The 17,569-nt window shown below is 70.9% G+C and carries 9 protein-coding genes; 3 read left to right on the forward strand and 6 right to left on the reverse strand.

From position 1 onward, the window contains the following. The first annotated feature begins 354 nt into the window (after positions 1 to 354). Positions 355 to 1,443 (forward strand): polyamine ABC transporter substrate-binding protein, encoded by a 1,089-nt coding sequence (locus tag WMF43_RS50140; protein ID WP_437676126.1) that lies wholly within the window; start codon positions 355 to 357, stop codon positions 1,441 to 1,443. A gap of 384 nt (positions 1,444 to 1,827) precedes the next feature. After that, complete coding sequence (gene speB, locus WMF43_RS50145) at positions 1,828 to 2,871, forward strand: agmatinase (protein WP_437676127.1); 1,044 nt, start codon at positions 1,828 to 1,830, stop codon at positions 2,869 to 2,871. Between the two features lie 536 nt (positions 2,872 to 3,407). Here the strand turns inward: speB and WMF43_RS50150 are convergent. From WMF43_RS50150 to WMF43_RS50175, 6 genes are all read right to left on the reverse strand, one after another. After that, the gene (locus tag WMF43_RS50150) at positions 3,408 to 4,268 is read right to left on the reverse strand and encodes a carbon-nitrogen hydrolase family protein (RefSeq protein ID WP_437676129.1); all 861 of its coding nucleotides are present in this window, start codon (positions 4,266 to 4,268) and stop codon (positions 3,408 to 3,410) included. 66 nt (positions 4,269 to 4,334) lie between these two features. Continuing rightward, on the reverse strand, positions 4,335 to 5,846 hold the full coding sequence (locus WMF43_RS50155; RefSeq protein ID WP_437676130.1) for a flavin monoamine oxidase family protein: 1,512 nt from the start codon (positions 5,844 to 5,846) through the stop codon (positions 4,335 to 4,337). A 929-nt stretch (positions 5,847 to 6,775) separates the two neighbouring features. Next, positions 6,776 to 9,697, reverse strand: coding sequence for a TonB-dependent receptor domain-containing protein (locus WMF43_RS50160; protein WP_437676131.1), 2,922 nt, complete (start codon positions 9,695 to 9,697; stop codon positions 6,776 to 6,778). An 807-nt stretch (positions 9,698 to 10,504) separates the two neighbouring features. Continuing rightward, on the reverse strand, positions 10,505 to 11,332 hold the full coding sequence (locus tag WMF43_RS50165; protein WP_437676133.1) for an ABC transporter permease: 828 nt from the start codon (positions 11,330 to 11,332) through the stop codon (positions 10,505 to 10,507). After that, entirely contained in the window at positions 11,329 to 12,222 is an 894-nt protein-coding gene (locus WMF43_RS50170) for an ABC transporter permease (protein WP_437676134.1), read from the reverse strand. Before WMF43_RS50170 ends, WMF43_RS50165 begins: the two co-directional genes overlap by 4 nt. Then, entirely contained in the window at positions 12,215 to 13,327 is a 1,113-nt protein-coding gene (locus WMF43_RS50175) for an ABC transporter ATP-binding protein (protein ID WP_437676136.1), read from the reverse strand. The genes WMF43_RS50170 and WMF43_RS50175 overlap by 8 nt, the downstream gene beginning before the upstream one ends. A 370-nt stretch (positions 13,328 to 13,697) precedes the next feature. Here WMF43_RS50175 and WMF43_RS50180 point away from each other — a divergent pair, with 370 nt between their 5' ends. After that, positions 13,698 to 17,525 (forward strand): serine/threonine-protein kinase, encoded by a 3,828-nt coding sequence (locus WMF43_RS50180; protein WP_437676138.1) that lies wholly within the window; start codon positions 13,698 to 13,700, stop codon positions 17,523 to 17,525. Positions 17,526 to 17,569: the final 44 nt, after the last annotated feature.

Raw genomic sequence — 17,569 nt, forward strand, 5'->3', positions numbered from 1 at the left:
CGACGTCCCCGAATTTGTCCAGAGCTGCCCGAGCGGTTGCCCGAGCGGTCGCCTCAGCTGTCAACGGAGAGCACGGACACACCGGGATGCGGAGCGGAAAGAGGTGTTGCCTCACATTCGTCAGGCATGTGGTATGTTGAGCCGAATGGAGGCGGCGCGCTTAATGAGGACGTACCAGCGCGTTCAGGAGATACGCCCGCGGCTGCCCTCCGGCACGCGGAGCGGCCACGGTGGTCCGCTGTATGATGCTGGCGCAGCACATCGAAGCCCGTGGGGCGCCAGCGAGCATCTGCAGCTGTCCGCCGTGACCAGCTGGAGAAAGGACGACTTATGGGATTCACATATCGACCCCTGATGGTCTTAGCCATTCTGGTGGGCGTTCTGTCGATGGCCGCCTGCGACAAATGCGGCGGCGACACGGGCACGCCCCAGGGCCCTGCAGCGACGCCTCCGGCTGGCGCCAGCGAGCTCAGTGTTCTCATCTTCCCGAACTACCTCGACGACAAGAGCCTCAAGGACTTCGAGGAGCAGAACAAGACGCGCGTGCGGCTCACCATCTACGACTCCACCGAGGAGATGGAGAGCAAGCTCGCTTATGCGGGCGCCGACGCGCAGTACGACGTCGTCGTGATGGCGAGCCACGCCATGCCGCGGCTCGCGCGCCGCGGGCTCGTCCGCCCCCTGGATCACGCGCAGATCCCCAACATCAAGAACCTCGAGGCGCGGTTCTCGGGGCCGAACTTCGACGACGGCAACAAGCACTCCATCCCGTACCAGTGGGGCACGGTCGCCATCATCTACAACAAGCAGAAGATCCCCAACATGGAGCCGACCTGGGGGATGCTCCTCGACCCCCAGAAGGTGCCTGGGACGTTCGTGCTCATCGACGAGATGAGGGACATGATCGGCGCGACGCTGAAGTACAAGGGTTACTCCAGCAACACGACGAACCCCGACGAGATCCGCGAGGCAGGCCGCATCCTCCAGGAGGCGAAGAAGCACCCGAAGTGCCTCGGCTTCAAGGGGGGCATCGGCGCGACGCAGGACGTGAAGGGCGGCTCGGTCGACATGGCGGTCGTCTGGAACGGGGACGCGCAGAAGGTGGTCTGGGAGGACAAGGATCGCCTCGCGCTCATCATCCCGAAGGAAGGCTCCGTGATCTGGGTCGACGTGATGACGGTCCCGACCAAGGCGCCTCACCCCGAGCTGGCCTACAAGTTCATCAATCACATGCTGACCCCCGACGCGGGGGTGCAGCTCTCGCTCATGACGAAGTACGCGACGCCCAACGCCGCGGCGCAAGCCAAGCTCCCGGTCGAGGATCGCACGAATCAGCTCATCTACCCGACGGGCGACCTGGCGAGCCGCCTGGAGCATCACCGCGATCTCGGCGAAGCGGCCAAGCTCTACGACGACGTCTGGACGACCGTGAAGTCGAACTGACGGATCACGAGACACACGAGCAGCGCCTCTCCGGCGCAGCGCGCAGCGCACGGCGGCGGCCGGCCGCGAGGCGATCGGACGCGTCCGCAGGGCAGCGCGCGGCCGCGGCGGTATCGGAGTGCGGCTGCTGCCGGGTCCGGCCGCAGCGGCGCTCAGGGCGCCGCGCCCGCGCGCTGCTTTCGTTGAAGTGATGGTAATTTTGCCTGCCGGGTGTCAAGCTATGCATCATTCCAATGCGGCGACCCGCGTGCGGGCGTCGCGTCGATGCGACCCAGCAGCGTGATCGAGGAACCAGGCCGGAGCGCGTCCCTGTCGAAGCGCGCTGCGCTCGGGCGCCAGACGCGCTGAGCACGGGAGCGTCGATCCGCTCGGTGGGAACCTCGTATGCAAGACCCGCGGTCCAAAGACAACCCTCGCACAACCGGCATCGCCAGAGGCCTCACGGTCGACAACGCGTTCACTGCCGAGAGTCTCTACGGCACCCGGCGCGAGCCGACCTACAGCGGCGCGCTCTCCTTCCTGCGCCGCAGGTACTCGCGCGATCTGACCGGCGTCGACGTGGCGGTGACCGGGATCCCGCTCGACACGGCGACGAGCAACCGCCCCGGCGCGCGCTTCGGCCCGCGCGCCGTGCGGGAGGCGTCCGCGCAGCTCGCGTGGAACCGGCCGTACGGCTGGGATTTCGATCCCCTCGATCGGCTCGCGGTCGTCGATTACGGCGACTGTCACTGGGACTACGGGCGGCCGGAGGAGGTCCCCGTCGCGATCGAGGAGCACATCGGCCGCATCGCCGACGCCGGGGCGTCGCCGCTCTCGATCGGCGGAGACCATTTCTTGACCTTCCCGATTCTCCGGGCAATGGCGAAACGCCGCGGAAAACTCTCGCTGCTCCATTTCGACGCCCACTCCGACACGTGGGCCGACACGGTCGGGTCTGGCCGTGTCGATCACGGCACGATGTTCTTCCACGCGACGCGCGAGGGGCTCGTCGAGCCGAGCCGGTCCGTGCAGATCGGGCTCCGCACCCACAACCCCGACACGCTCGGCTTTCACGTGCTCGACGCGCCCTGGGTCCACCGCAACGGGGTCAAGGCGGTGATCGAGCAGGCGAGGAGCGTCCTCGGCGACAACGAGGTCTACCTGACGTTCGATATCGACTGCCTCGATCCGGGGTTCGCGCCGGGCACGGGCACTCCGGTCTGCGGAGGGCTGTCGACCGCGATGGCGCTCGAGATCTTGCGCGGGCTCCGGGGGATCGCGATCGTCGGCATGGACATCGTGGAAGTGGCGCCCGCCTATGACGTGAGCGAGATCACGGCGCTTGCCGGCGCGACCATCGCCCACGAGGCGCTCGGGCTCTACGCGTGCCGGCCTGGCGCACGGAAGGGTGGAGAGGCCGGCGACGGAGAACGGCGAACGGGGGGGTAGTTCCAAGCGGGGCGCGCCGGGGGGTGGGGCCGCGCGGCGGGGGCGGGCGGGCGCTGGCCATCCGGCAAGACTGGGACGAGGGAGCTTGCGCTGGGAACACCGCCCGGCATGTCTCCCTTCGGGCCTTGCCAGCTGGGACGTTTCGTTGCGCGCCACACGAGGCGCGCCTGCAGCCTCGAGCCCCCTGGGGCCTTATGGTACCTCGGTCGGTGCTCGGCGCGCCCGCCCGCCCCCGCCGCGCGGCCCCACCCCCCGGCGCTTACCATTGGACTGGGAGGGAAAAGGGTGCGGTGGATCCGGCCGATCGGCGGTAGGCCCCCTGGGAGGGGGGGCGCCGCGCGGCGTGGGGGACGGGCTGTTGTTTGAGCCCAAATGACGTCGTGTTCCCGGAGTGCGCAGCACGGAGGGGACACGACGTCCAAGGCGAGTTCAGCCCGTCCCCTGCGCCGCGCGGCGGCCAACCTCCCAGGGGGCCCGGCACCTCGGAAAAGACCTGTCAACCGGCGACAAACCTGGAAGACGAGGTGCGCGCCGCTTCAGCGAGAGGGCCGGCGCCGCTGGATCCGACCTCGGTACGGCTCGAACACGGCTGCGGGCGAGTCCTCCATGAACTGGCGGAGAACACGGTTCAGGCCGCGCGTGCCGCGCTCGCGGACCGTCTGGACACGGTCGAGATCGAGCACCTCGCCGAGGTACTCCTCGCCGGAGCCGCCCACGAAGAGCACCCGGCCCTCAGGGTCGACCGCAATGGAGCGACCGCCGCCGACCTCCACGGCGGCGTTCACGTTGACCACATAACACTGGTTCTCGATCGCGCGGGCGCGGGCGAGGACGAGCTCCTCCTCGCGATCCGGCGTCGTGGTGAGCGTCGGGTGCAGGATCACCTCGGCGCCGCGCACCGCCAGGCCGCGCGCGACCTCAGGGTACCAGCCGTCGTAACAGATCATGAGGCCGAGACGGCCGACGCGCGGGATGTCGAAGACCGGCGCGGGCTCGTCGCCCGGGGCACAGGCCTCGAAGGGCATCCAGGGATAAAGCTTGCGGTACCGCGCAACGAGCTCGCCCTTCGACGAGAAGACCAGCGCGGTGTTGTACACCCTGTCGCCGGCGCGCTCGTAGATCGACCCGGCGCAGATCCACCTCCGCGCACGGCGCGCGATCGCGCCGAGCCGCCCCGTGAGCGGACCCGGGATCGGCTCGGCGAGGTCGCGCATCGGCGAGACGTGACGGAACGGGTGGTCCCCCGTGAGCCATAACTCGGGGAACACGTAAAGCTGCGCGTCGGGGAACGACTCCCCGAGCGTCGTCACCTCGCGCTCGAGCTTCTCTAGGGTCGCAGCGGGATCGCCGGGGACAGGCCGGGACTGGACCCCGATGACATGGAGGAGGCGAGCCATGACGCCACCTTACACCAGGCGACGGAACCTGGCGGAAGCCGCCGGCCCGGCGCGCGGAGAGCCCGCTCAGATGGTGGGTTGAACCGTGCCGGAAGCCGCCGCGATGATCTCGGCGGTGGCGAAGTGCGCCGACTCGAGGGCGCCCTGCGCCCAGCCCGTGTAGAGGCACGTGTGATCGCCGCAGAAGACGACGCGCCCCTCGCCGCGCTGGAGATCCGAGATGAGATCGGTCTGGTCAGGCCGGAACGCGGGCCAGCCGCCGCGCGTGTACGGCTGGTGATGCCACGAGAACGACAGCCCCTTCTGGAAATACTGCCGCGCGTTCGGGAAGAACGATTCCATCGTCTTCAGCCCGAACTCGATGCGGTCCGCCGCCGTGGGCAGCTCGTCGAGCGCCGCGGCGTTGCGGTCCTGCACGTACGCGGTGAGGATGCCCGAACCGCCCGGCTGCAGCGAGGTGAGATCCCACAGGCGCTCGACCGGCGTGGTCGTGCACGCCACGAGCAGCCCGAGGATGCCCTCGTCCTCCCAGAACCGGCGCGAGAACTGGAAGTTCAGGCGGGTGACGGTGAACATCGGGATCTCCGACGCGGCCCGGTGCTTGGGGGCGGAGAGCGGCGGGTCGAACGCGACCTCGAGCAGGATGCGGTGAGGGAGCGCGCACACGACGAAGTCGCCCTCGATCGACTCGTGCTCCCCTTGCCGCGTGAACTCGACGGTCACGCCGTCCTTGCGGGAGATCACCCGCTCGACCTGGGCGTTCCTGACGATGCAGTCGTCGAGATCGTCCGCGAAGGCGGTGGTCAGGCGGTCGTTCCCGCCGGCGATCGCGTACGTGTGGAACCACTTGGCGTCGAGCTTCTGGTTGGCAGACCAGGCGAGGCCGCCGAACATCTCGATCTCCGTCCCCTCGTAGGCGCGGCAGATCTCCTTCGCCGCGTGCGAGGCCCCGGTCCGGTCCAGGCTGCGGTAGAACGTCTCGCCCGAGAAGTCGCTGCGGACGGCGGCCGGCGGCCACTCCGCATTGCGAGGATCCCCGATGACCGAGAACGTCTTCGCCGCGAGCTGCAGGTTGAGGGACTCCGCGTCGATGTCCCGCTCTTCCGGGGTGAGCGGAAAATCCTCGGGATAGTGCGCCTTGCCCCGCGAGGTGCTCAGGAAGCGATGGCCCATGACGTAATAAAGCTGCGTCGCGTCGAGCGGATACTCGAGGATCGGCAGCCCGAAATGGCGCGCGTAGGCAAGCGTGAGGACGTGGGTGTCCGCGATCCGGGTGACGCCGAGCTCGGCGTACTGGTCGCCGAAGAAGTTCCGGAGCGTGTAGAAGCGGCCGCCGGTCCGGTCGTTCCGCTCGAGGATGTTCGGCTCGAACCCGGCCTTCCGCAGCGACCACGCGGTGCACAGCCCCGAGATCCCCCCGCCCAGCACGATCACGCGGCGCCCGCCGCCGACGCTCGGCCACTCGGGCAACGTGTTCCACAGGTCGGGCAGCATCTCCCCTGCGGCCGCGAGGCGACGCCGGTCGTAGACGGAAGCGAACGAGCGCTGGGGGACATCGATCGGGCGTTCGGTGAACATGGGCCTCTTGCTCGTGTTGGCTGACAACCGTCAGGTTCAGGGAAAAATGCCGTCAAGACGGCGAGCCGCGGGCGGCATACCCCGACGCGCGATCACCTCGTGGGCCACGCCTCGGCGCGGAGACCGGCGCCGATCGCGCTGCCGGCAGGAGCACGATCCGCCGAGCGGCGCGCCAGCCGCTCCGCTGTCGCTCCGGGATCCGGGGGCAAGGAGCGGAGATGCACAGGAGGCCATGATGTGGCAACCGGTGTTGCGCTTTCAAGCGAAATCTTGGCTGCATGGATTGCGCCGACAGGCGCGGTCGTCCGATAATGTGGTCATTCGGTCACTCGGCCACTCGGCCACTCGGCCGCTCGGCGCGCGCCCCTCGAGGACCACGCCGCCAGCGCGCCGCGCCGCGCCGCGCCGCAGGGGCGCGTCTCCACGGGCGGCCACGCGTGTCCACGCGTGTCCACGCGTGTCCACGCGTGTCCACGCGTGATTTGCGCCGGGCGCACGGATTGCGCCGAGCGAGAGAGCCTCTGCGAGCGCCGCGGCGCGCAGCGCGCGCGGCCCGCGTCAGGCGCAGAGTTCGCGTGAGGCGCATGACGCGCGGAGCGGCGGAGTTCGTGCCAGCGTCGAACGGCGTCCCTGGTGTGGTTTGCGTCGCGCGCGGAACTTGGCGGTTGCGCGGGAAGACGTCCGCGTGGTTGCGCAGGGTGACGCCGCGCGGTTGCGCAGGGCGACGCCGCCTGGTTGCGCAGGGTGACGCCGCGCGGTTGCGCAGGGCGACGCCGCCTGGTTGCACACCGGTTGCACACGCGGCGCAGCGTCGCGCGCGACGCTTTGCGCTGCGCTGGCCGCTCCGCGCCGCCGTTCTACGGCGGCGCGGGGGGCCGGGAGGTGGGGGCTGGGCGTGGCGGGCGCGCGGCCAGGACAGCCGCGCGATCTCAGAAGTTCAGGTTGGCCGAGAGGAGGAAGGTGCGGCCGGGCTGCGCGATCCTGGTCGCCGAGAACTGGGGCGAGATGGGGCCCTCGTACTCCCAGTCGGCGACGTTGTAGACGCCCACGTTGTAGCGGAGGCCGGCCACGTCCGCCTGGCCGGAGAGGACGACGTCCCAGATCACCGCGGGGTCGGTCTTTGTCAGCGTCTTGTCGAGGCGCGGCGCCTCGACCGTCAGGCGGGTCGCCAGCGTGAGGGCCTTCCCCAGCACCGGCACGGCGCCCTTGACCGAGACCATGTGCTCCGGCGAGTTGGGCACCGTCTCTTCCTCGTCGGAGACGTCCCCCTCCCTGAGGTACCTCGCCCGCGCGAACGAGTAGGAGGCCGAGGCCATCCAGCCCTGGCGCCACTCGCGGCGCAGCTCGGCCTCCGCGCCCACCACGAGGATCGGAACGTCGGTGTTGTCGTACCTGCCGGGTTGGTCATCCGTGAAGGCGCCGGTCTGCGCGATCATGTTCGTCAAGTAGTTCACGTATCCCGCGCCGAGCACCGACAGCGTGGAGGAGAGCCGGTGGGTGAACTCGATCTCGCCCGAGGTCACGCGCTCGGGCTCGATCGTCGCCCCCACCGTCGGATCGAACCCCGGGGCGAAGTGGCTCGCGGGGACCTGCAGGAAGAGCTCGTAGATCGGCGGCGCGCGGAACGCCTGACCGCCGATGATCTTCAGGTTGCCCCCCTCATACGGCTTCACGATGACCGCGACGCGCGGGCTGATGCCTGAGTTGAAGCTGAGGTCATCCTTCCCATAGTTGTAGTAGTCGAGGCGAGCACCCGCCGAGATACGGATGCGATCGGACGGGGTGATGTCGACCACGCCGTAGCCGGCGAGGAGCTGGTAAGGGTGCGTCTCGAACAGATCGTCGTCCTTCGCCTCATGGATGGCGACGTCATCCACGTCGACGACGCCATCCCCGTTGAGATCGTCACGATTGTCGCTGACGCCATCCTGGTTGACGTCATCTCTGGCGACCGGGACGGGCAGGATGAGCGAGTCCGTGCAGCTCTCGGTGGGGCCGCTGGGGCCGCAGACGGTCTCCTCGATGCGGTGCCTGCCGAGGAGGTGAAGCTGGCCCTCGACGCCCACGGTGACCTTCAGCTGACGGATCGGCGTGATCTCGAACCGCTGATCCGCGAGCAGCCACATGTCCTGGTACTGCTCGACATCGTGGATCCTGCCAAGGGTGTCGTTCTGCAGCCACAGCGTGTCATCGTAGAACTGGGCATCGAAGGCCACGCGGGTGATCGTCGAGAAGACGTTCGAGATCCGCGGCGCGAACGTGACCTCGGCGAACCCGCGCCTGTCGCGGTAGAACGTCCTGTCGTCGCCGACCACGGTCTGGTTGGCGCCGGTCGGGAGCGCCTTCCTGCGCTCGTTGTACCACATCTGCGCCGAGAGCGACTTGTACCAGAGCCGCCCCTGGAACGTCCCGACGTTGAAGTGGTCGGCGTCGCGGGTGTTGGGATCCCTGTCCTTCCACTTGTCCGGGTTCGCGCCCTCAGGGATCGGCAGATAGTAGTCTCGCCCCTGGCCGCGGCCCCCGGCGGCCGAAACCCACATGCCCGAGTCGCGGCCGAAGGGCACCTGCACCGAGCCGCGGCCCCGGATGAAGCCGTATTGCGCGACGCCCGCGCCGACGCCCGCGCCGACCGCCGTCGGGCGGCTCCGGGTCACGATGTTGACGACGCCGACGAACGCGCCCGTACCGTAGAGCAGCGAGCCCGGGCCGCGGACGATCTCGATCCGCTCGACGTCCTCCAGGTCGGTGCGCGCCGACTGATCGAGGAAGGCGAGGCCGTCCCACGTGTCGTTGATCGCGTGCCCGTTGAGCAGCACGAGCACGCGGTTGCTGTAGTCGCCCGGGATGCTGATCCCGCGGATGCCGCCCCAGGTATAGGTGCCGTCGTACGTCGTGTAGAGGCCGCGCACGCCGCGCAGCGCCTCCGCGACGGTCGGGTACCCCATCGCGCGGAGCTCCTGGCCCGAGATGATCGTAACGGAGCTCGGCGCGTCCTCGACGGCCTCCGCCGTACGCGACGCGGCCTCGACCTCCTCCAGCTGCCGGAGGGAGATGTCGATGCGGGTCTGCTGGCTGGCCACGACGTTCGCGGTCTGCTCCACCGGGCGGAAGCCGCGCAGCGAGACGCGCACCCGGCGCTGCCCGCTCTGCACGTTGAGCACCGCCGGCGTGAAGCCCATCGGCTTGCCGTCGACCTCGACGAGCGCGTCGCGCTCGTCCGCGTTGACGACCAGGCTGCCGGTGAGCGGGTTCAGGCGGTAACGCGCGACCACCGTGCTCGCGGCCGCGACGTTCACGTCCTGCTCCGACGGCTGAAAGCCCTCCTGCGACAGGTAGAGCCGGTGGCGGCCGGGAGGCAGCGTGAGGTCGCACGGCGCGGTGCACGCCGGCGGGCCGCTCGCGTCGTTGACGCGCACGGTCGTCCCCGCCGTCTCGCCCACCACGCGGACCGTACCGACGATGCGCTTCAGCTTGATAGCGACGTTCGTCTGCTCTCCGATCTTCGCCTCGACGTTATCCACCTCGGCCGGCTCGTACCCCTCGAGGTCGACGATGATCTTGTGCTTGCCGGGCTGGAAGCCGAGGAGGCGGGGCGTGTTGCCGCGCCCGCCGAGATCGCGGCGGTTGATGTACACGGTCGCTCCGGGCGGGTCCGTCTGCACGTTGATGACGGCGACGTTCGGCCGGATGCGCGCGAGCGCCTCCTCGATGGCGGGCCTGCGCGAAGCGTTCGGCTCGAGATCGAGCGCCTGAACGTAGTAGCGGAACGCGTCCGGGTACTCCTGGAGCGCCTCGTACGTTCGGGCGATGTTGAAGATGACGTTGCGGTTCGGCACGAGCCGGTTCGACACCAGGAAGTGCTCCAGGGCGCCCCGGTAATCGCGCGCTTGATAGCGCTCCGTGGCGATCCTGAAGTGAAGATCGGCCTCATCGGCCAGATCGTCCGCCCAGGCAGGCCGACCGGAGGATGTGAGGAGTGAAACGAGTATGATTAGGAGTACGGAGCGACGAAAGCTCATCTTTCGATCTCGATTCCCAACGGTCGATGTGGAGCGGGAGGCGCCGTCCGCCGTGTCCAGCAGTTACGCTGGAACGCGGCGAGCTTCGGACGAACAGCCGCATTGCCGGGTGAGCTTACCGTAAGCCGCGAGCCGATCCAACCTGTTCGCACCCGCGCCCGACCCCCCCGCGCCCCCGTGCACATCGCTGTGTAGGCGCGCAGCGCGGACCGCATGACACGGTGAGCTGAAACCTCGCGCGCCGCGCGCGGATCCCCGCGGCGCCGCGCTGTTTTTCGCGGCGCGCGCCGCGGGCAGGCGCCCGAGCTCGGGCGCTTGCCGGGCCCCGCCGGCGAGCCGGCGACGACCGCGGCCCCGGTCGCCCAGCGCACGAACGCGCGCGCGCTCGTGGACGCGCGCGCTCGTGGACGCGCGCGCTCGTGGACGCGCGCGCTCGTGGACGCGCGCGCTCGTGGACGCGCGCGCCCTCGTCGACGCGCGCCGACGCCGGAGCCGCGGCGCCCGCCGCGCGGCCGCCGCTCGCCGCAGCCCGTTATGGGCCGCCCTGGCCGCCCAGCGCACGAACGCGCGCGCCCCGCGGCTGACCGAGGGGCGCGCGCGTTCGTGCGCTGGGCGGCCGGGGCGCGCGGAGGCGGAGACTCACTCGTGCCGCCACCGGGTCATCCGCTCGACGACCATGATGAACACGACCACGCCGAGCACGAGGATGGTTGAGATCGCGAACAGATCGGTCCGCATGCCGCGCATCTGGGATTGATAGACGTAGAGCGGGAGCGTGACCGAGCGAGGGCCGGACGTGAAGAAGCTGATGACAAAGTCGTTGAGCGACAGCGTGAACGCGAGCATCGCGCCCCCGACGATGGCCGGCCAGAGGAGGGGGAGCGTGACCCTCCGGAAGTGGATCCAGGACGACGCATAGAGGTCCATCGCGGCCTCGCTCAGCGTCGGTCCGATCGCGATGAGCCGGCTGCGGACGATCAGCGTGACGAACGCGATCTCGAACGTCACATGCCCGATGATCATCGTCGTCATGCCGGGGTCGAACCAGGCCGACAGGCGGCGGAGCAGGTTGAACGCCATCACCAGCACCGCGGCGAACGTGATGTCCGGCGCGACCGCCGGGATGTCCACGATCGACTGGAGCAGGCGAGTCACGGAGCCCGTCCACGGGAAGCGCATCCCGAGCGCGAGCAAGGTCCCGAGGACGGTGGAGACGACCGTGGAGACGCCGCCGAGCAGCAGCGTGTTCACGGCGACCTCGCGGATCTCCCAGGCGCGCCGGTTCGTCTCGGGATCCGCGAGGAGCTCGCCATACCAGCGCACCGAGAAGCCCGTCCACAAGAGGCCCCGCTCCGCGGCGTTGAACGAGTAGGCGAAGACCGCGACGAGCGGCAGGTAGAGGAGCGCGAAGCCGAAGAAGGCCGCGACCGTCGTCAGCGCGCGCCAGGGGCCGCGATCGCTGTTCACAAGATCTCCACGGAGCGCCCGTTCCGGCGGTACAGCGCGACTCCGCCGAGGGTCAGGAAGATGAGGATCAGGCTCAGCGCCGCGCCATAAGGGATGTTCCGGCCGGGGCCGAACTGGTGCTGGATCAGGTTGCCGATCAGCCAGTGCTTCGCGCCGCCGAGCATGTCGCTCACCACGAAGACGCTCATCGCGGGGACGAACGTCAGGATCACCGCGACGCTGAGGCCGGGCAGGGTCTGCGGCAGGATCGCCGCGAGGAAGACGCGCAGCCGCGAGGCGTAGAGGTCCTGCGCCGCCTCGACCTGCGACCAGTCCAGGCGGTCGATGCTGGTGTAGAGGGGGACCACCGCGAACGGGAGGAAGGCCGCGATCATGCCGAGCGCCACCGCCACCCAGCTCGGGTAGATGTCGCGCCCGGGGTCGACCCAGCCGAGCCAGGCGGCGAGCTTCGCGGGCGGGAGCTGGGCCGAGAGCAAGAGCTTCCAGCTGAAGGTGCGGATCACGAGGTTCGTGCAGAGCGGGACGATGACCATCGCGAGCCAGAAGAACCGCCGGCGCCGCGAGCCGCGGGCGATGAAGAAGCTCATCGGATAGGCGAGCATCACCGAGGCCGTCGTCGCGGCCAGCGCGAGCAGGATGCTCCTGATGAGGATACGCGCGTTCTCGCCCGACGCGGAGCCGAAGATCCGCTCGAACGACTCCAGCGTCAGCTCCCACACGAGCGCTCCGTCCGCGTCCCGCCGCACGAACGACACGACGAGCAGCGCGAGGCTCGGCAGGAGGAGGAACACGGACAGCCAGGCGACGCCGCCCGCGATGAGCGCGCCGCCGCGCGCGAGCAATCGGCGCCGCGTCGTCAGCTGGCCATACCAGACCGTCGGCTCAGTCAAGGAGCACCTCGAGCCGCTCGGCGGGCAGCGCGAGCCAGACGGACGAGCCGGGCTTGAGCCGCGAGCGGGGGCTCAGCTGCACCCGCAGCGGGCCGGGCTCGATGATGAGCTCGACGTGGTCGCCGCGATAGAAGCTCTCCCGCACCACGCCGCGCACCCCGTTCTCCGGCGGCTCCTGGTCACACAGCTCGATCCACTCCGGGTGGATTGCGATGGTACCGAACTCCCACGCAGGCGTGGTCTGGACCCTCAGCGCGCCAACCGTGGTGAACACGAGCGTGGCGCCGACGCGCTGGGCCGAGATGAGGTTCGCCGCGCCGAAGAACTCGGCGGCGAAGCGGGTGCGCGGGCGCTCGTACACCTCGGCCGTCGCGCCCTGCTGCTCGATGCGGCCCTTGTTCATGAGCACGATACGGTCCGAGACGGTCATCGCCTCGTCCTGATCGTGAGTGACGAGCACGAAAGTCTTGCCGAGGGCGCGCTGGAGGCGGCGCAGGTCGAGCTGGACCTCGGCGCGCAGCTTCGCGTCGAGCGCGCTCATCGGCTCGTCGAGCAAGAGCACCTCGGGCTCGTTCACGACCGCCCGGGCGAGCGCGGCGCGCTGCTTCTGGCCGCCGGAGATCTGGTGCGGGTAGCGCTCGGCGAGCTCGTCCAGCTTGAGCATCGCGAGGCTCGCGCGCACGCGCTCGTGCACCTCGGCGTCCGGGAAGCTGCGCGACCGGAGGCCGAAGGCCACGTTCTCGAAGACGGTGAGGTGCGGGAACAACGCGTAATTCTGGAAGACCGTGTTCACCGGCCGCCGGTTCGCGGGCAGGTGGTCAACCGCCCTCCCCGCGAGGAGGATGTGCCCCCGATCGGCGCGATCGAGCCCGGCGATGATGCGGAGCAGCGTCGTCTTGCCGCAGCCGGAGGGGCCCAGCAGCGTCACGAACTCGCCGGCCTCCGCTTTGAACGATACGTCGTTCAGTATCTGTGTCTTGCCGAAGCTCTTGCTGACATTCTCTACAACGAGGCTGCATCCCGGGTTCTGGTCGGCCGCGCTCTCGATCGGGGGCGCCGCGCTGCGCCGCGCCGACGAGAAGAAGTCTCTCAACCTCTGGATCACCCCAGCAAACCCTTTGCTCGCGGCGCTCTCGGAGCCGCTTCCGGAGCCTCGGAGCGTACTACGCAGACCATGATGCCCTCCCGTTGTCAACTGGGGGCGCGCCGGGCCGACCGGCGGAGCGGCGCGCACCCGGCCGGGCTCTTTTGGCTCGCCGGCGCGTACGCTACCGCCCTTCTCCTAGGCGTGCCAGCTTTCTGCCGATCCTGGCCGGCGCTGCGTTCGCGTGCGATCCTGGCCGGCGTTGCGTTCGCGCCGGGCCCCGTGCGAGTGTAACGCCGGCCAGGATCGCACGCGAACGCAGCGCCGCGCGGGACTGCCGCCCCACGCGCGGCTTGCCACCGCTCGGCGCCGGTGATTTCTTGGTCGACGCATGGGCCTAAGGAGCGCGAGACCGCAGTTCGGAGGCACGCGCCGCTTCCAGGTCGTTCGCGTGGTGGGCGTCGGCGGGATGGGGGTTGTCTACGAGGCGTTCGACCGCGATCGGAAGGGGCGCGTCGCGCTGAAGATCCTCCGGAATCTCAGCGCCGAAGCGCGCCTCCGGTTCAAGAACGAGTTCCGCGCGCTGCAGGACATCCAGCACCCGAACCTGGTCAGCCTCGGCGAGCTCCACGAGGAAGAGGGGCAGCTCTTCTTCACGATGGAGCTCATCCGCGGCGTCGACTTCGTGGTGCACGTGCGGCTCCACGAGGAGGGCGACGCCTCGCCCCGGGAGGCCGGGAGCGGCGGGCCGCGCGCCAGCATGGCGTCGAGCCCCATGTGGGCTCCCGACGCGGCCCCGGACGCCGAGCCGGTCCGGATCAAGCGCCCCTTCCACGAGGCCCGCCTCCGCTCGGCGCTCGCCCAGCTCGCCCAGGGGCTCGCGGCCGTGCACGCGGCGTGCAAGGTCCACCGCGACATCAAGCCTTCCAACGTGCTGGTCACCGCGGATGAGCGCGTGGTCGTGCTCGACTTCGGCTTCGTCGCGGACGCGAGCGTGCAAGGGCGCGAGCACGCCGTCGTCGGGACCCTTCATTACATGGCCCCGGAGCAGGCCGAGGGGAAGCCGGCCGGGCCCGAGGCCGACATCTACAGTGTGGGGGTCATGCTCTACCTCGCGCTGACCGGCGTTTACCCGTTCCAGACCGCGCCGAGGGCCGCGATCGACATGATGCGGCGGGCCGAGCCGCCGCCCCCGAGCCGGCTCGTCGAGGACATGCCGCCCGACATCGACGCGCTCTGCGTCGACATGCTCCGCATCGACCCCGCCGCCCGCCCGACCGCGCGCGACGTGCTGCGGCGGCTCCGGGTGCAGGAGCTCATCGAGGAGCCGCCCGTGCTCTCGCAGCGCATCGGCTTCGTCGGCCGGCAGCGCGAGCTCGCCGCGCTCGAGGGCGCGTTCGCCGAGGCGAAGCTCGGGCGCGCGGTCACGCGGATCATCGAGGGCGAGTCGGGCGTCGGCAAGAGCGCGCTCCTGCGCCGCTTCCTGGAGCGCGTCGACAAGGAGGCGCTCGTCCTGTCCGGGCGCTGCTACGAGCGCGAGGCCGTCCCCTACAAGGCCGTGGACGAGCTCATCGACGCCCTGAGCCGGCACCTCTCGCGGCGCCCGCCCGAGGAGGTGAGGGCGCTTTTGCCCCCCAACGCGGGCCTGCTCGGCACCGTGTTCCCGGTGCTCCGGACGGTGCCCGCGATCACCGAGGCCCGCGCCCGGCGCAAGGCGATCGACCCGCCCGAGATCCGCGCGCTCGTCTTCGCCGCGCTCCGGGAGCTGCTCGGCCGGCTCGCGGCCGAGCGGCCGCTCGTGCTCGCGATCGACGACCTCCAGTGGGCCGACGCCGACAGCGTCGCCCTGCTCTCCGAGATCATGCGCCCGTGGACCGAGGCCGACCAGCTCGCGGCCGCGAGCCGCCCCGGGTCGATCCCGGGCCTCGACGCCGCGCCGCCGGGCGCGCCGTTCGACCCGTCCCGGCCGCGGGCGGTGCTGCTCGTCGCGGCGGTGCGCACCGCCTCGGAGACGTCGCCGCCGCTCTCGCGGCAGCTCGGGGTGCCGCTCGAGTCGCTCGGCCACATCGTGCTCCACCGCCTGTCGCTCGCCGAGGCGCAGGAGCTCTGCGCGCTCCTGCTCCGGGGCGCGCCGACCGGCAGGCCGCTCAGCATCGAGGCGATCGCGCAGGAGGCCGGCGGCCACCCGCTGTTCATCGACGCCCTGCTGCGGCACCGCATGGCGCAGGAGAACGACGGCGGCCCGGTGCGCCTCGACGACGTCCTCTGGGCGCGCATCAGCCGGCTCGACCCGCGGGCCCGCCAGCTGCTCGAGCTCGTCGTGTGCGCCGGCGCACCGGTGCTCACGTCGGTGGCCGCGCACGCCATGGCCGCGGACTTCGCCGAGCTCACGCGGCTGCTCTCGAGCCTGCGCGCGGCGAACCTCGTCCGGACCGGCGGCTCCGGCCAGGACGAGTTCGCCGAGCCGTTCCACAACCGGATCCGGGAGACGGTGAACGCGCGGCTCGACGAGCAGACGTCGCGCACGTGGAACGGCCGGCTCGCGCTGGCGCTGGAGGCGTCCGGGCGGGGGGAGCTCGAGGCGCTGGCCGAGCACTGGCGCGCGGCCGGCGACGCCCAGCGCGCGGCCGGGTACGCGGTGCGCGCCGGCGAGCAGGCCGAGGCCGCGTTCGCGTTCGACCACGCGGCGCGGCTCTACCGCATGGCGATCGACCTGCACATCCAGGGCGGGACGGAGCGGCGGGTCGTGCTCGCGAAGCTCGGCGACGCGCTGAGCAGCGCCGGCCGCGGCGCCAAGGCGGCGGAGGCCTACATGGCCGCGAGCGACGGCGCCCCGGAGTCGGAGGCGATCGACCTCGGGCGCCGGGCCGCGGAGAACCTGCTGCGCGCCGGCTACGTCGACGCCGGCATGGCGGGCATGCGCTCGGTGCTCGCCGCGGTCGGCATGCAGGTGCCGAAGACGCCCGAGCTCGCGGTCGCGTCGCTGCTGCTGCGGCGCGCCCAGGTGCGCCTGCGCGGCCTGAACTTCGTCGAGCGCCCGGCCGAGGAGGTCCCGCCCGAGGATCTCATGCGCATCGACGTCTGCTGGTCGGCGGCGCTGGGGCTCGCGATCGTCGACCCCACGCGCGGCGCCGACTTCCAGGCGCGCAACCTCCTGCTCTCGCTCAAGGCCGGCGAGCCGTACCGCGTCACCCGCGCGCTCTCCTTCGAGGCCAGCTACCTCGCGGTCGACGGCGGCCCGTCGGTCCCCCGCGTCGCCGACCTCCTCTCGACCGCGGGCGCGATCGCGGCGCGCATCGGCCGGCCGCACGCGCTCGGCCTCGTCGCCTTCGTCGGCGGCGTCACGGCCACGCTGTTCGGCCGGTGGCAGCAGGGCGTCGCGGATCTCGACCGCGCGGACACCATTTTCCGTGAGCGCTGTACCGGGGTGACGTGGGAGCGGAGCTGGGCGCACACGTTCGCGGTCTGGTCGCTCTGGTACGGCGGCGCGGTCCGCGAGTTCATGCGCCGGGTGCCGATGTACCTGCAGGCGGCCGACGAGCGCGGCGACCGGTACCTCGCGACGAGCCTGCGCTCGTCGCAGAGCAACGCCTACTGGCTGATCGGCGACGACCCCGACTCCGCGCTGCGGCAGGCGCAGGACGCGATCCGGAGCTGGTCCAAGGCGGGCTTCCAGCTGCAGAGCTACTTCGACCTGGTCGCCCGCGCGCACATCGGCCTGTACCGGGGCGAGGGCGAGGCCACGCACCGGCTCTTCACGGAGCAGCGGTCGGGCATCGAGAGCTCGCTCGCCCTGCGGATCCAGGCGGTGCGCATCATCATCACGCACCTCCGGGCCTGCGCCGCGCTGTGCGCCGCCTCGGCGGCCCCGCCGGCCGAGGCGGAGGCGCTGTACGACGAGGCGGCGCGCGCCGCCCGCAAGATCGAGGCGGAGCACATGCCCTGGGGCGACGCGCTCGCGGCGGCGGTGCGCGCGGCGGTCGCCGCGTCCCACGGCGAGGCGGAGCTCGCGGCGCAGCAGATCGCCGAGGCGGTGCGCGGCTTCGACGCGGCCGGCATGGCGCTCCACGCCGCGGCGGCGCGGCGCCGCCAGGGCGAGCTGCTGAAGGGCGACGAGGGCCGCGCCGCCGCCCTGGCGGCGGACGGCTGGATGCTCGAGCAGGGCATCGTGAGCCCGGATCGCATGACCGGGATGCTCCTGCCGGGGTTCCTCGGCTGACGCCGGAGGGGCCGCGCGCGGGCGCCGCCGCGCGCCGCCTCAGG

This window comes from Sorangium sp. So ce131 (assembly GCF_051519095.1).
In the GTDB taxonomy this organism is placed as follows: domain Bacteria; phylum Myxococcota_A; class Polyangia; order Polyangiales; family Polyangiaceae; genus Sorangium.

Bases quoted from the DNA above. Each gene is read 5' to 3' on its own strand.
- WMF43_RS50150 (WP_437676129.1), bottom strand. From the start codon at position 4,268: ATGGCTCGCCTCCTCCATGTCATCGGGGTCCAGTCCCGGCCTGTCCCC.
- WMF43_RS50155 (WP_437676130.1), bottom strand. From the start codon at position 5,846: ATGTTCACCGAACGCCCGATCGATGTCCCCCAGCGCTCGTTCGCTTCC.
- WMF43_RS50180 (WP_437676138.1), top strand. From the start codon at position 13,698: ATGGGCCTAAGGAGCGCGAGACCGCAGTTCGGAGGCACGCGCCGCTTC.
- speB (WP_437676127.1), top strand. From the start codon at position 1,828: ATGCAAGACCCGCGGTCCAAAGACAACCCTCGCACAACCGGCATCGCC.
- WMF43_RS50140 (WP_437676126.1), top strand. From the start codon at position 355: ATGGTCTTAGCCATTCTGGTGGGCGTTCTGTCGATGGCCGCCTGCGAC.